Below are 13813 nucleotides of genomic sequence, written 5' to 3'. Positions count from 1 at the left end.
GGAGTCGCTATGCCCGCAGCCCCCACCACCCACTCCGCTGACGTCCTCGTCATCGGCTGGGGCCTTGCCGGCCTCGTCGCGGCGAGCGAAGCGGTCGCGGCGGGCAAACGGGTCGTCATCGTGGATCAGGAGCCCCGCACGAACCTCGGCGGCCAGGCGTGGTGGTCGTTCGGCGGGCTGTTCTTCATCGACTCCCCCGAGCAGCGGCGCATGGGCATCACGGACTCGCTGGATCTCGCGCGGCAGGACTGGTTCGGCACCGCGAGCTTCGACCGCGAGGAGGATGCCTGGCCCCGGCGGTGGGCCGAGGCGTACCTGCAGTTCGCACACCAGGAGAAGCGCGCGTGGCTGCGGGAGAAGGGCGTCGGGTTCTTCCCGGTCGTGGGATGGGCAGAGCGCGGTGGCTACACCGCGCTCGGACCCGGCAACTCGGTTCCGCGCTTCCACATCACGTGGGGCACCGGACCGGGCATCGTCGCGCCGTTCCAGTCCGAGGTGGAAGCGGGCGAGTCGCAGGGGCGCGTGACGATCCTGGGCCGTCACCGGGTCATTTCACTCACCACCGTGGATGGCGCCGTCACCGGCGCGGCAGGCGACATCCTGGCGCCCTCGGGCGCCGCACGCGGCGTGGCGTCGTCGAGAGAGGTCGTCGGCGCGTTCGAGATCACCGCAGCCGCGACGATCGTCTCGTCAGGCGGGATCGGCGGCAACCACGACCTCGTCCGGAAGAACTGGCCCGCACGCCTGGGAACCCCGCCCGCCACGATGGTGACGGGTGTCCCGGCCTACGTGGACGGCTCGATGCTGGCGATCTCCGAGGAAGCCGGCGCCCGGCTCATCAACGGAGACCGGATGTGGCACTACGTCGAGGGGATCCAGAACTGGGATCCGGTGTGGCCGGATCACGGCATCCGGATCCTGCCGGGTCCTTCGTCGATCTGGCTCGATGCCACCGGCGAGCGCCTCCCCGTGCCGCTGTTCCCCGGCTTCGACACGCTGGGCACGCTCGCGCACCTGCGCGCGACCGGACACGATCACTCCTGGTTCGTGCTGTCGCAGAAGATCATCGAGAAGGAGTTCACCCTCTCGGGCAGCGAGCAGAATCCCGACCTCACGGGCAAGGATGTGCGCCTTCTGGCCAAGTCCCGGCTGGGCAAGGGCGCAGCGGGGCCGGTCCAGGCGTTCATGGACAAGGGCGCGGACTTCGTCGTGCGCGACACGCTCGACGAACTCATCGCCGGCATGCAGGCGCTCCCCGGCGGCGATGCGCTCGACCCGGAGCGGGTGCGTCTCGAGGTCGAGGCCCGGGACCGCGAGATGGACAACGACTTCACCAAGGATGCCCAGATCGCGATGCTGCGCTCTGCCCGCGACTATCGCGGCGACAAGCTGATCCGCACGGCCAGCCCGCACCGCATCCTGGATCCGAAATCCGGCCCCCTCATCGCCGTGAAGCTGCACGTGCTCACCCGCAAGTCGCTGGGTGGGATCGAGACCGACCTGTCGGCGCGGGCACTCGCGCCCGGGGGCGAGCCGATCCCCGGACTCTACGCCGCGGGTGAGGCGAGCGGCTTCGGCGGCGGCGGTGTGCACGGGTATCGGGCGCTCGAAGGCACGTTCGTCGGCGGATGCCTGTTCTCGGGGCGCGCCGCGGGGCGGGCGGCCGCCGCGGGTGTGTAGCGGAGTGCCTATGCGAGGATCTGCTCGACCGCCGTCAGATACTCCTGCGGGCTGCGGGTGCCGAAGATCGCCTCGTTCGAGATGAACCCCTGGGCCACCGCGGCGACGTCGACGGTGCGGGCGTAGGCGAGCGCCGCCGCCTCCTCCTCATCGGCGGTGCGCTGGCGAGCCCAGGGCAGCAGGGCCGCAGCCAGGGCGCTGCGCAGCTTCACGATCGTGCGCAGGAGCTCATCGCGGATCTCGCCCGGCATCGATCCCTCCGCCCAGAACTGCAGGATCACGGCAGGACTGATGCCGTTCTCGATCGTGGCCGCGAGCATGAGCTCGATGATCTGGCGCGGGGCGCGCACTTCGGCTGAGGCCGCGATGGCGTCGAGACGAGGAAGCATGAACTCCGAGACGATGTACCTCGCGAGCTCTCCCTTGTTGGTGAAGTGCGAGTAGATCGCGCCCGTCGACAGACCCGACTCCGCGACGATGTCGGCGATCGACGTGTCACGGACCCCCTTGCGCTCGAGCACCCGCAATGCCGCGCGCGCGATCTCGTCGCGACGCGCCTGTCGATATTCGGCGCTGACTCTGGGCATGGAAAAAGAATAGCGGTTCTGTTATGGTTGCCGAAAGAGAACAGTCATTCTCTAATAGGAGTCATCATGTCCCTCCCTTCGCCCATCCATCCCCGCACTCGCTGGCGCTTCGCCATCGCCTTCGGGCTCGTCGGATCCCTGCTCGTCGCCGTCCTGGTCACCGCGTTCATCTGGCCGGCCGCCACCTCCAGTCCCAAGAACCTCCCTGTCGGGATCAGCGGTCCGGCCGACCGTGTCGCGGCCGTCACCGACGTCCTCGCCAAGCAGGATCCGTCACCCCTCGACCTCGTCACGGTCACCTCGCGCGACGAGGCGATCGACAAGATCCACCACCGCGAGATCTACGGCGCGATCCTGCTCGACCAGCCCGAGGTGCTCATCGCCACCGCGTCGAGCCCTGCTGCCGCGCAAGCGCTGCGCGGCGTCGCCACCCAGCTGCAGTCCCAGCTCGACACCACGGTCCAGGCCGCTCTCGTCGCCCAGCTCAAGGCCATCGGCGAAGCCCTCGCCGCCGGCCGGCCACCGACCCTTCCGCCGGCTGGACAGGCAGGCGGCGAACTGCCGAAGGTCACGGTGACGGATGTCGTGCCACTCGCCGACACCGATCCCACGGGCGCCGGCATCGCCGCCGCCGCCTTCCCCCTCACCCTGGGCGGGATGCTCGGCGGCATCCTGCTCTCGCTCCTGGTCGCCGGAGCGGTGCGCCGGCTCGTGGCGCTGGCCGTCTTCGGTGTCGCTGCCGGTGCGCTGGCTGCACTCGTCCTGCAGACGTGGTTCGGGCTGCTGCAGGGAGACTGGCTGCTCAACGCCACGGCCCTCGGCCTCGGGATGACCGCGACCGCGGCGTTCATCATCGGCATGAACGCCCTGCTCGGCAGACCCGGACTCGGAATCGCCGCCGTCGTCACGGTGCTGTTCGCGAACCCGCTCAGCGCCGCCGCCGTGCCCGTGCAGTTCCTGCCCGAGCCGTGGGGGCAGATCGGCCAGTACTTCGTGCCCGGGGCGGCGTCGAACCTGCTGCGGTCGCTCAGCTACTTCCCCGACGCGCCGACGGCGATGCAGTGGATCATCCTGCTGTGCTGGACCGCCGGTGGGGTGGTGCTCACGCTGATCGGCCACCACCGCGAGCAGCCCGACCTGCACGTGCCCGAGGAGCAGCTCGAGCCCGAGCTGCAGGCCGCGTAGCCGGCCCCGCCGCGCCCGGCTACGGGCGCGGCGCGCCGGTCGAGCGCACGTCGGTCATGCCCATCTTCGCCGGGCCGCGGACGATGACGTGGCCGCGCGCGAGCGACACGCGCGTCCACGGTCCGCTGGTGAGCACGCGGGCGACCTCCTCGCCCACGATGAAGCCGAGGGCGAAGGCCGCGAAGGCCGTGCCGAGCGGGAGTCCGCCCAACGCCTCATCCGCGGCGCCCCAGATGCTCGCGCGCACGGCGCGCACGGCATCCTCTCCTGGATTCTGGGGCATCGACTGGGCGACCGCGGCGATCCCCCACTGCGCCCGCGCGGCGAGGATCGATGCCTCGAGGCCGGGCTGCGCACTCCAGCCCGAACGAGGCGGCGAGACACCGGCCCAGGACGGCGCCAGTCCGATGTCGGGCAGTTCGATGGATGCCGGATCATCCGCCGCCGCGACGAGTGTGGATGCCTCGACCACCACGTCGCAGACGAGTTCGGGATCCACCGGCAGCATCCGCATTCCCAGCACCGTAGGCGTGGAGTCCAGCAGGCCCCGCGGCGCGAGCGGTGCGGAGGTCATCGCGAGCGTCCCGCCCACGGCCTGCAGGCGGACGCCGCCGTCGCCGAGAGGGCCGGCGCGTCCGGCGAACGTGAGGGCGTCGCTCGCGGCCCGGGCATCGGAGAAGAGGAGTCGCTGGGGCATCCGCCCTAAACTACCAAGCGACGACGCCACCCCCCGGTGAGTGCGTCACCGCTCCCCCGCCGAGACGGAGAAACCGTGACCGACGCCCACCAGAATCCGCCTGACGACGTCGCCCCCGAGGTGGATCCCGTCGCCTCGATGCTCGCCGTGCTCGACCTGTCGGGGTCTGATGCGCGGACGACGGAGGACATCTTCACCGGCGTCTCGCAATCCATGCCCCTGGGACGCGTCTACGGCGGTCAGGTGCTGGCGCAGTCGATCGTGGCCGCCGAACGGACCCTGCTCGAAGAGCGCACGGTCCACTCGATGCACGGCTACTTCCTGCGTCCCGGCGACTCGACCAAGGGCATCACGTTCGCCGTCGACCGCATCCACGACGGGCGATCCTTCTCGACCCGGCGCACACAGGCGTTCCAGGATGGCGTGCCGATCTTCTCGATGATCGCGTCGTTCCAGGACGAGGATCCCGGGCTCGAGCACCAGGCGCCGATGCCGACGGGTCTCCCAGGGCCCGAGGAACTGCCGGACGTGGAGGACCACCTCAAGGGGCTGCATCCGGTGAGCAAGCGCCTGTTCACGGATCGCCCGGTCGATCTCCGGCACATCCCGTCGCCGATCTATCTGAGTGTCGACGGCGAGCACGCACCGCACCAGGCGGTGTGGGTGCGGACCCGCCGGGCGCTGCCGGATGACCCTGCGATCCATCGCGCCGCGCTCGCGTACCTGAGCGATCTGACGATCCAGGAGTCGATCCTGCGGGCGCACGGCGTCGCATGGGCCACGCCCGGGCTCAAGGTCGCGAGCCTCGACCACGCGATGTGGTGGCATCGCCCGGGCCGGGTCGACGAATGGATGCTTTACGTCCAGGAGTCCCCGAGCGCCCGGGGCGGGCGGGGCCTCGCGACGGGAAGGATCTACGCGTCCGATGGCGCGCTCGTGGCGAGCGTGGCCCAGGAGATCACGGTGAGGGTGCCGGGCGGTGCCCGGACGACCAACACGCCCGCGGGCGCGGACGCCGCGACGGCTGACGACGCGTGAGCGTTCAGCGTCGCTTGGCGTAGACGATCGGCGCGCCGACGAACGGCGCCCAGGTCTCGCGTTCCGCGGCAGCCCAGCGAGTCGGTCGTCCGCTCGCGCTGTCGACCAGGACCACCACGGCCGTCGCTCGTGCGTACAGCGTCTGCGGCTCTTCGCCCTGGGGGCTGAACACCTCGTAGCAGACCTCGACGCTGGAGCCGCCGATCCCCCCCACCCACAGCTGCACGTCGAGCGGTCGTTGACCGTACGGCACCGGACGAAGGTACTCGATCTCCTGGCGGGCGATGAGCGTGGCGCGTGCGCCGCCCCCCTCCAGCACCGACATGTCGAAGACGGCCGTGGGCGCGGCATCCGTCCCGTCCTCGGGTCGCCAGAACGCGCGCAGTCGCGCCTCTTCGAGCAGTTTGAGCATCGACGTGTTGTTGACGTGCCCGAGCGCATCGAGGTCACCCCACCGCAGATGGATGGGGACATGCAGGCGACGACCGGATGCCGCCGCCGCCGCGTTCTCGTCAGTCACGAGTGATCCTCACTTCGCTCGTCAACACGCTTCAATCGCCTCAGCAGCCGAGCAAGCTCGGCTGCCTTCAGCTCAATCGCGTGTGAGCTTGCGATACGTGGACCGGTGCGGCTTCGCCGCGTCGGCGCCGAGGCGGGCGATCTTGTTCTCTTCGTAGGCCTCGAAGTTGCCCTCGAACCAGTGCCACTGGTCGGGCTTGTCGTCGGTGCCCTCGTAGGCGAGGATGTGCGTCGCGATGCGGTCGAGGAACCACCGATCGTGCGTGATCACCACCGCGCATCCCGGAAACTCGAGAAGGGCGTTCTCGAGCGACTGCAGGGTCTCGACGTCCAGGTCGTTTGTGGGCTCGTCGAGGAGCAGCAGGTTGCCGCCCTCTTTCAGCGTCAGCGCCAGGTTGAGCCGGTTGCGTTCACCGCCCGAGAGGACCCCGGCCTTCTTCTGCTGGTCGGGTCCCTTGAATCCGAACTTGGACACGTACGCGCGCGACGGGATCTCGGTCTTGCCGACCGTGATGATGTCGAGCCCGTCCGAGACGACCTCCCAGAGGCTCTTGGTCGGGTCGATGTTCGATCGCGTCTGGTCGACGTAGCTGATCTTGACCGTCTCACCGATCTTGAGCTGACCGCCGTCCAACGGCTCGAGGCCCACGATGGTCTTGAACAGCGTCGTCTTGCCCACGCCGTTGGGGCCGATCACGCCGACGATGCCGTTCGGGGGCAGCGTGAAGCTCAGCCCGTCGATGAGCGACCGATCGTCGAAGCCCTTCTGCAGCTTCTTCGCCTCCAGGACGATGCTTCCGAGCCGCGGTCCTGGCGGGATCTGGATCTCATCGAAGTCGAGCTTGCGCGTGCGATCGGCCTCCGCGGCCATCTCCTCGTAGCGCGCCAGGCGGGCCTTGGACTTGGCCTGGCGGCCCTTCGCGTTCGAGCGCACCCAGTCGAGCTCGTCGGAGAGGCGCTTGGCGAGCTTGGCGTCCTTCTTGCCCTGGATGGCGAGCCGCTCGCCCTTCTTCTCGAGATACGTGGAGTAGTTGCCCTCGTAGCCGATGAGCCGGCCTCGATCGACCTCGGCGATCCACTCCGCGACGTTGTCGAGGAAGTACCGGTCGTGGGTGATCGCGATCACGGCGCCCGGATACTTCTGCAGGTGCTGCTCGAGCCACAGCACGCTCTCGGCGTCGAGGTGGTTCGTCGGCTCATCCAGAAGAAGCAGGTCGGGCTTCTGCAGCAGGAGCTTCGCCAGCGCGACGCGACGCTTCTCACCACCCGAGAGGTTCGCGACGGATGCCTCGCCCGGCGGCGTGCGGAGGGCATCCATGGCCTGATCCAGCTGGGAGTCGAGATCCCACGCGTCGGCGGCGTCGATGTCCTCCTGCAGCGTTCCCATCTCGGCCAGCAGCGCGTCGAAGTCCGCATCGGGATCGGACATCAGGCCGGAGATCTCGTTGAAGCGATCGACCTTCGCCTTGATCGCCACGCCCTCCTCGATGTTCTCGAGCACGGTCTTGGATTCGTCGAGCACGGGCTCCTGCATCAGGATGCCGACCGTGAAACCGGGGCTGAGCTTCGCCTCGCCGTTCGAGGGGTGGTCGAGGCCCGCCATGATCTTGAGGATCGTCGACTTGCCGGCGCCGTTGGGGCCGACCATGCCGATCTTCGCCCCCGGCAGGAACGCCATCGTGACGTCGTCGAGAATCAGCTTCTCGCCGACCGCCTTCCGGGCGCGGACCATCGAGTAGATGTATTCGGCCACTCCTGTTACCACCTTCAAGTAGGGGATCGGGGCCGCTTCAACCAGAGGATCTCCGCACCGTGGATGGGCGCGATCGATTGAGCGGAAGTCGAATCAAAGCCTACCAACCTGCCGCAGACCACCCGGCCGCGGGCGGTGCGGAGGGAGGACCCGACGGCGTGCGACGTCACCAGTCGATGGGGCGCGTCTGTCCGACGAGGCACTCCCCCTCGGCCAGGCCAGGCAGCACGACGGCGACCGGGTCGCCGGTCGCGGGGCCCACCTGCCCGACGAGGCACTGGTCGCCCCATCGCACCGAGAACTGGATGCTCTCGGCCGGGTTGCCGACCGTCGTCGTGTCGTTCGTGACCTGCATGGCGGCTTTGTCGAATCCCGCGGCGACGAGGGCGTCGACATATGCGCGCCCCGAGACGCGGTTCGGCGATGCCCACACCGCGGCGACGACCGACGCGAACAGCGGCAGGTTGTCCCGCGCACTCCCATCGGGGTGCAGTGTCGGAGCGGGGGTCGCCGTCGGCGTAGGGGTGCCGCTGGGACTGCCGGTCGCGGTCGCTATGGCCGTCGGCGATGAAGCGCTCGGAGTGGCCGACGGGCCGAAGCCGGAGCACCCCGTGAGCACCAGAGCCGCGCAGATCGCTGCGCCGGAAAGGACCCGGACAGGAGTGGATGCCGCCCTCCGAATCGCCACGGGACGCTCGGGATGGCGGGGCACGGAGAGAGTCTACGGCCCGCCACCCGGAGCCCTGCTGCGAGGTCAGAACGGCGCGTCCGCTGCGGCCAGTTCGAGCGGTCGGGCGTCGGAACCGGCCGCGCGCACCGTGGCCACAGGCCATTCCGTGGCGGGGTCCTCTGTGACCCCAGGCGCCGTCCACTCGTCGGCGGGGGACGCCGGCGGTGTCCACGCATCCCCCTGCCCGTGAGAGGCGATCGTCCCCGGCCTGTCCTTCTCGAACCGGGACGTCCCCCAGAGCAGATCGTGGCCGATCGCCTCGGCATCGATCTCGGCGGTGGTGCCCCGCTTGGCTCCGTTGTCCCAATCCCGCACGCGCAGGCGACCCGTCAGCAGCACTCGGTCGCCCTTGCGCAGCGAGTGGAACGCGTGATCGGCCAGGCTTCGGAACGTCGACACCGTGTACCAGTTGGTGGCGGCATCCACCCACGCGCCGGACTGCCTGTCGTATCGGCGCTGACCGCTCGCGACTCGGAAGGTCGTGATCGAGACGCCGCCGGCCGTGTGCTTGTGCTCGGGGTCGGTCGCGATGTTGCCCGTGATCGTGATGGTTTCGTTCATGTCGCATCCTCTCGTGACCGGAGACGGTCTCCGGTCGCGTCGGTGCCCGAGTGCCCGCCGGGCACCGACGCTTCGATCACGATGCCGTTACGGCGGCATGCCGCGGGGCTCATGTCGCGTGACTGGGGATGGCGGACGGCGAGGCGCCACCTGGGGAGGAACGTCATGCCGCGAACTGAACCAGGCGATGTCGGAGGTCGCACATATCTTCGAAGGACGGAAGGAGCGCACATGTACGCTGTGGCAGACGAACACCTCGAGACACCCACCGCGCCTCAGGGCTCGGCGGTGAGGATCACCGCGGCCGGACCGGCCCTGTGGCGGGTCGTCGACGCCAGCGGCCGCGTGATCGGACACCTGCAGGCGCTGGTCGAAGGCGGAACCGTGCGCTATCGAGCGCGACGATTCCACCCGGCGTCCCGTGCCTTCCGAGATCTCGGCGAGTTCTGGTCGACGGCCGATGCGATCGACTGTCTGCGATTCGCGCGATGAGGGATCACACGACGGCGTCGAGCTGTTCCATGAACGAGACGGGAGCGCCCGCCCTCACGTGCCGCCACGATTGCGCCAGCAGCTCCACCGCTCGCCCCAGCTCGTCGCTGGGAGCCGTGAACGGCATCCGAAGGTGTCGCTCGTGGCCGCCGTCGACCGAGAATCGCGGGCCGGCCGAGAGCAGCAGGCCTCTCGAGCGGACATCCATGACCAGCGCGGGGCTCAGCGCCGCGCCCAGCTCGATCCACAGTGAGACGCCGCCGTGCACGCGCGGCACGCCCCACTCCGGCAGGTGCTCGCCCAGCGCCGCGACGAGCGTGTCCCGCCCCTCGCGCAGCAGCGTCGATCGCTGGGCGACGACCGCTCCGAAGTCCCGCAGCAGCGCCGCCGCGACGGCCTGCTCGAATTCCGGCGTACCCAGGTCATGGGCCGGGCGTGCCGCGATGAGCCGGCGCACGAGATCGCTTTCGGCGCGGATCCACCCGACCCGCAGTCCGCCCCACACCGTCTTGCCGAGCGATCCGATCCGCACGACGCTCGCCGGGTCGCCTTCGGTGAAACCGGCGTCCAGCGGGCCGCGATCGATGTCGAGATCGGCAGTCGTTTCGTCGAGCACCAGCACGGATCCCGCCCGCTCCCCGGCACGCATGATCGCGTGGCGCTCCGTGGCTGTCATGGACCTCCCGGTCGGATTCTGGAAGTCGGGCATGAGATACGCCATGATCGGCAGGGTTCGGGCGAACGCCTGCTCGGCGCGGTCGAGATCCCAGCCATCGGACGTCAGAACGGGTACACCGACAAGGCGGGCGCCGGCACGCCTGAGCGCATCGGCCGCGTGGGGGTAGGTCGGCGTCTCGATCAGGACGCGGTCACCCCTCCCCAGCAGCACCGAAGACACCAGGTGGATCGCACTCTGGGCGCCCGTGGTGACCAGCACCTCGGCGGCCGAAGTCGGGATGCCGCGGTTCGAGTAGCGCTCCGCGATGACCTCGCGCAGCTCCGCTCGACCGAGCACGTCATAGCCGACCCTCGAGACGAGCGCGGCGGCCGAATCGGCGACTTCGGCCATCACCCCTGCCAGTCCCGGCCAGGCAGGGGGACTCGCCTGCTGGAGGTCGATCGCCCCATCCGAGTAGCCGTCGCGCCCGGGATCGCGTCGTCGCAGCGGCAGCGTGACGCTCCCCGAGCCCCGCGTGCTCGTGATGTGGTCGGTATCGCGAAGGCTGCGGTACGCGGCGGCGACCGTGCTCCGGCTGAGCCGCAACGCAGCCGCCAGTTCGCGCTCCGCGGGCAACGCCGTCCGCGGTGCGAGTCGATTGTCGAGACAGAGAAGGCGGATGCCGTCAGCGAGCGCCTCATATGCGGGCTCGCGCGCGCGCCACCCGCCTAAGGCGGAGGCCAGCGCTCGCGCCGAGATGCGTGAGTCCATGAGGCCAGAGTACAGTGATTGGACTGTCGCATGCAGTCCAATCATAGGATTGGATGGGTTCATGCCTCGTCGCGTCATCCAACTCCTGGTCGGCCTCTTCCTCTACGGTGCCGGCTGCGCCCTCACCATCGAGGCCGGACTCGGCGTCGACCCGTGGACGGTCTTCGCGCAGGGCCTCTCCCTGCACACCGGGATCGGGATCGGCTGGATCACGAACATCGTCGGCTTCCTCGTCCTGCTCCTGTGGATCCCACTCCGCCAGAAGCCCGGGGTCGGAACGATCGCCAACATCCTGCTCGTGGGCACCAGCATCCAGTTCGTGCTCTGGATCGTGCCGCCGTTGTCCGGTCTTCCCCTTCAGATCCTCGTGCTCCTGGGCGGAATCGTCCTTGTCGCCCTGGCATCGGGCCTGTACATCGGGGCGCGCTTCGGCCCAGGGCCGCGAGACGGCCTGATGACCGGCATGAACAGGCGTCTGGGCTGGCCGATCTGGCTCTGCCGCGCACTTGTCGAGGTCAGCGTCCTCATCGCGGGGTGGTTACTGGGCGGCACGGTCGGAATCGGCACCATTCTGTTCGCGGTCCTCATCGGGCCGTTGGTGCACATCGCGCTACCACTGCTCGACACGCGGACGTCGGACGTGCGGCGGCAGCCATCAGTCACCGGGGGCGTGGCCGCCCGGCGCTGAGCGACGGCGGGCGCGGCATCCCGGCCCGCCGTCGTCCGCTGATGTCGCAGTGGCGGATCGTCTCAGTGCTCGCGGAACTCGGGCCAGTCGCTTCCGGGCGTCATATGCGAGTGCAGCGCGCTCTTCGCGATCTCCATGGAGGGATAGGTGCCGGCCGCCGCGTCGGCGCCGGCCATCGTGACCGTGTATCCGTCGTCGTCCTTGCGAATGCTGCCGACGACCCCCGAGGGACCGTAGGCGACCCAGAGGGGGTGGTGCGTCTCCGTGGTGCTCATGTGAACTCCTTTCGATGCGTCCGCGATCGACGCTACGCCGTGGACACCTGATCCGCCAGACTGCCCCTCGACCCTGTGATCCACGTGTGTCGCCGGCGACCCGGTAGCCTGGTACTCCACCCTTTCCCTCCGTAGCTCAGGGGATAGAGCAAGCGGTTTCTACCCGCCAGGTCGGGGGTTCGAATCCTCCCGGAGGGGCTTTTCCGGTCCACGCATCGCGTCGACCCGGGCTGTCCGGAGCAGTCAATAGGATGGTGCGCATGGTGTCAGCCTCGGACAACGACCGTCTGGTCTGGATCGACTGCGAGATGACCGGACTCGATCTCGGTGTCGACGAGCTGGTCGAGATCGCCGTGGTCGTGACCGACTTCGAGCTGCGACCCGTGCACCCCGGCTTCCAGCTGGTCATCAAGCCCGATCCGTCGGCCTTGGCGAACATGAGCGAGTTCGTGACGAGGATGCACCGATCCTCGGGTCTGCTAGACGAGATTCCGGGCGGCGTGAGCCTCGCGGATGCCGAGTTCCAGGCCCTCGAGTACATCCAGCAGTTCGTGCCGCTGCAGGGCAAGGCTCCGCTCGCCGGCAATACGATCGGAACCGATCGAATGTTCCTCGCAAAGTACATGCCTCGGATCGATCGATGGCTGCACTACCGCAACGTCGATGTGTCGAGCATCAAGGAGCTCTCGCGCCGGTGGTATCCGCGCGCCTACATCCACGCGCCATCGAAAGACGGCGGTCACCGCGCGCTCGCCGACATCCTCGAGTCGATCCGCGAGCTCGCGTACTACCGACAGGCGGTGTTCGTCCCCGAACCGGGCCCGACGAGTGACGGCGCGCGGGCGGCCGCGGCATCCGTCGTGTCGTCGTTCGCGTCCGGGGTGTGAGAGAATCTTCTGGTTGCCCGAGCAGTCGGGCACATGGTGGGTATAGCTCAGTTGGTAGAGCACCTGGTTGTGGTCCAGGGGGTCGCGGGTTCAAGTCCCGTTACTCACCCCATGTGCCGAGCCGTGATCGTCGTCCCCTGATGAGCGATCATGGTTGAGATGGACGCCGCCGCCTTCGAGCAGCTCGTGATCGACGAGCTGGACCAACTCCCCGACGACATGGTGGAGGGGCTCGACAACGTCGTCTTCGTCGTCGAGGACCGTCCCGAAGACGGAAGTCTCGATCTGTTCGGCCTGTACGACGGCTGGGCTCTCACGGAGCGCGAACGGTATGGCTCGGGCGAGCTTCCCGATCGCATCATCGTCTACCGCGAGCCGCATCTCGCCGCGTGCGGGGACGAGGAAGAGCTCCGCGACGAGGTGCACACCACGCTCGTTCACGAGATCGCGCACTTCTATGGCATCGACGACGAACGGCTTCACGAGCTGGGGTGGGCATGACTGTGCTGCAGTCCACGCCTCGCGTCGACGAAGACGTCGACCTGCGAGAGCGGATCGATCCGGATCGACCGTGGCAGGCGGTCGTCTGGGACGACCCGGTGAACCTGATGAGCTACGTGACGCACGTGTTCCGCGAGTACTTCGGGCTGCCGCGGGCGGATGCCGAGCGGCTCATGCTCGCCGTCCACAACGAGGGCCGGGCCGTCGTCGCCGAAGGCGTCCGCGAGCAGATGGAGCTGCACGTTCAGGCGATGCACGACTACGGCCTCTGGGCGACCGTCCGGCGGGCGCCGCAATGAGCGCCGACCGCGTCGTGGCCCTCGATCTGACGCGCATCGAGGCGGCGCACCTCGCCGGACTCGTCACCCAGTTCGCCGAACTCATCGAAGAGTCCTCCGTCTCTGCCGGCGATCCCGCGATCGGCCGACTCGTGCCCGACGCCTACGCGGACGACCCCGACGCCGCCCGGGAGTTCCGTGATCTCACCGAAGAGGATCTCCTGGCCCGCCGTCGATCCGACGCCGGAGTCGTGCTTGCGACCCTGCAGGATGCGGCCGTGATCCCCGACGACCCGGATGACCCGCGTCTGGTCGAAGCGACCGAGATCCGTCTCGACGCCGCCGCGGTGCAGGCGTGGCTGCGCACCCTCGCCGCGATCCGGCTCGTCCTGGCCAGCCGACTGGGCATCGAGGGCCCTGACGATCACGACGAGGACGACCCGCGGTTCGGCATCTACGACTGGCTCGGCTACCGCCTCCACGGCCTTGTGACGGCCGTCGACGGCGACTGAC

17 protein-coding genes and 2 tRNA genes are annotated in these 13813 nt (G+C 69.0%); 11 read left to right on the top strand and 8 right to left on the bottom strand.

Translation table 11 applies throughout. The features are described from left to right. Positions 1-9: 9 nt before the first annotated feature. A complete protein-coding gene (locus tag ABD212_RS15265) occupies positions 10-1680 on the top strand; it encodes an FAD-binding dehydrogenase (RefSeq protein ID WP_344096175.1) in 1671 nt (556 codons plus the stop codon). A gap of 8 nt (positions 1681-1688) precedes the next feature. Here the strand turns inward: ABD212_RS15265 and ABD212_RS15260 are convergent, their stop codons facing one another. After that, positions 1689-2267, bottom strand: a complete 579-nt coding sequence (locus ABD212_RS15260) for a TetR/AcrR family transcriptional regulator (RefSeq protein ID WP_344096173.1) — start codon at positions 2265-2267, stop codon at positions 1689-1691. A gap of 66 nt (positions 2268-2333) precedes the next feature. On the opposite strand from ABD212_RS15260, the gene ABD212_RS15255 reads away from it, so the two are divergent. Beyond that, the gene (locus ABD212_RS15255; protein WP_344096171.1) at positions 2334-3452 is read left to right on the top strand and encodes a hypothetical protein; all 1119 of its coding nucleotides are present in this window, start codon (positions 2334-2336) and stop codon (positions 3450-3452) included. Positions 3453-3471: 19 nt separating this feature from the next. Here ABD212_RS15255 and ABD212_RS15250 read toward each other — a convergent pair whose 3' ends face one another. Beyond that, positions 3472-4149, bottom strand: coding sequence for a DUF8185 domain-containing protein (locus tag ABD212_RS15250; protein WP_344096169.1), 678 nt, complete (start codon positions 4147-4149; stop codon positions 3472-3474). Positions 4150-4287: 138 nt separating this feature from the next. On the opposite strand from ABD212_RS15250, the gene ABD212_RS15245 reads away from it, so the two are divergent. Next, positions 4288-5187: an acyl-CoA thioesterase gene (locus tag ABD212_RS15245; protein ID WP_344096302.1), complete on the top strand. Its 900-nt coding sequence runs from the start codon at positions 4288-4290 to the stop codon at positions 5185-5187. Positions 5188-5191: 4 nt separating this feature from the next. On the opposite strand, the gene ABD212_RS15240 is transcribed toward ABD212_RS15245, so the two are convergent. The 4 genes from ABD212_RS15240 to ABD212_RS15225 all read right to left on the bottom strand — a co-directional run bounded on the left by ABD212_RS15240 (position 5192) and on the right by ABD212_RS15225 (position 8750). Next, positions 5192-5707: an acyl-CoA thioesterase gene (locus ABD212_RS15240; protein WP_344096167.1), complete on the bottom strand. Its 516-nt coding sequence runs from the start codon at positions 5705-5707 to the stop codon at positions 5192-5194. Between the two features lie 72 nt (positions 5708-5779). Continuing rightward, positions 5780-7459: an energy-dependent translational throttle protein EttA gene (gene ettA / locus ABD212_RS15235; protein WP_344096165.1), complete on the bottom strand. Its 1680-nt coding sequence runs from the start codon at positions 7457-7459 to the stop codon at positions 5780-5782. Positions 7460-7625: 166 nt separating this feature from the next. Then, a complete protein-coding gene (locus tag ABD212_RS15230) occupies positions 7626-8171 on the bottom strand; it encodes a DUF6993 domain-containing protein (protein WP_344096163.1) in 546 nt (181 codons plus the stop codon). 42 nt (positions 8172-8213) lie between these two features. Continuing rightward, positions 8214-8750, bottom strand: a complete 537-nt coding sequence (locus tag ABD212_RS15225) for a single-stranded DNA-binding protein (protein WP_344096160.1) — start codon at positions 8748-8750, stop codon at positions 8214-8216. Between the two features lie 231 nt (positions 8751-8981). Here ABD212_RS15225 and ABD212_RS15220 point away from each other — a divergent pair, with 231 nt between their 5' ends. Beyond that, positions 8982-9242, top strand: coding sequence for a hypothetical protein (locus tag ABD212_RS15220; RefSeq protein WP_344096158.1), 261 nt, complete (start codon positions 8982-8984; stop codon positions 9240-9242). A gap of 4 nt (positions 9243-9246) precedes the next feature. Here the strand turns inward: ABD212_RS15220 and yczR are convergent, their stop codons facing one another. Further along, entirely contained in the window at positions 9247-10671 is a 1425-nt protein-coding gene (yczR, locus tag ABD212_RS15215) for a MocR-like transcription factor YczR (protein ID WP_344096156.1), read from the bottom strand. Positions 10672-10732: 61 nt separating this feature from the next. On the opposite strand from yczR, the gene yczE reads away from it, so the two are divergent. Next, complete coding sequence (yczE, locus tag ABD212_RS15210) at positions 10733-11359, top strand: membrane protein YczE (RefSeq protein WP_344096154.1); 627 nt, start codon at positions 10733-10735, stop codon at positions 11357-11359. A 62-nt stretch (positions 11360-11421) separates the two neighbouring features. On the opposite strand, the gene ABD212_RS15205 is transcribed toward yczE, so the two are convergent. Further along, entirely contained in the window at positions 11422-11634 is a 213-nt protein-coding gene (locus tag ABD212_RS15205; RefSeq protein WP_344096152.1) for a methyltransferase, read from the bottom strand. 125 nt (positions 11635-11759) lie between these two features. Between ABD212_RS15205 and ABD212_RS15200 the strand changes: the two genes are divergently transcribed. The 6 genes from ABD212_RS15200 to ABD212_RS15175 all read left to right on the top strand — a co-directional run bounded on the left by ABD212_RS15200 (position 11760) and on the right by ABD212_RS15175 (position 13812). After that, a tRNA-Arg gene (locus ABD212_RS15200) sits at positions 11760-11832 on the top strand. A gap of 62 nt (positions 11833-11894) precedes the next feature. After that, positions 11895-12521: an oligoribonuclease gene (gene orn, locus ABD212_RS15195; protein WP_344096149.1), complete on the top strand. Its 627-nt coding sequence runs from the start codon at positions 11895-11897 to the stop codon at positions 12519-12521. 36 nt (positions 12522-12557) lie between these two features. Continuing rightward, positions 12558-12633: transfer RNA gene (locus ABD212_RS15190), tRNA-His, on the top strand. 38 nt (positions 12634-12671) lie between these two features. After that, complete coding sequence (locus ABD212_RS15185) at positions 12672-13022, top strand: metallopeptidase family protein (RefSeq protein WP_344096147.1); 351 nt, start codon at positions 12672-12674, stop codon at positions 13020-13022. Further along, the gene (clpS, locus tag ABD212_RS15180) at positions 13019-13321 is read left to right on the top strand and encodes an ATP-dependent Clp protease adapter ClpS (protein ID WP_344096145.1); all 303 of its coding nucleotides are present in this window, start codon (positions 13019-13021) and stop codon (positions 13319-13321) included. The genes ABD212_RS15185 and clpS overlap by 4 nt, the downstream gene beginning before the upstream one ends. Next, positions 13318-13812 carry a DUF2017 family protein gene (locus tag ABD212_RS15175; protein ID WP_344096143.1) on the top strand — a complete coding sequence of 165 codons (495 nt, stop codon included), beginning with the start codon at positions 13318-13320 and terminating at the stop codon, positions 13810-13812. The genes clpS and ABD212_RS15175 overlap by 4 nt, the downstream gene beginning before the upstream one ends. Position 13813: the final 1 nt, after the last annotated feature.

Origin of the sequence: Microbacterium deminutum (assembly GCF_039530205.1) — a bacterium.
In the GTDB taxonomy this organism is placed as follows: Bacteria; Actinomycetota; Actinomycetes; order Actinomycetales; family Microbacteriaceae; genus Microbacterium; species Microbacterium deminutum.
Note: the sequence above shows the minus strand (reverse complement) of the source record. Positions and strands in the feature narration are given on the sequence as shown.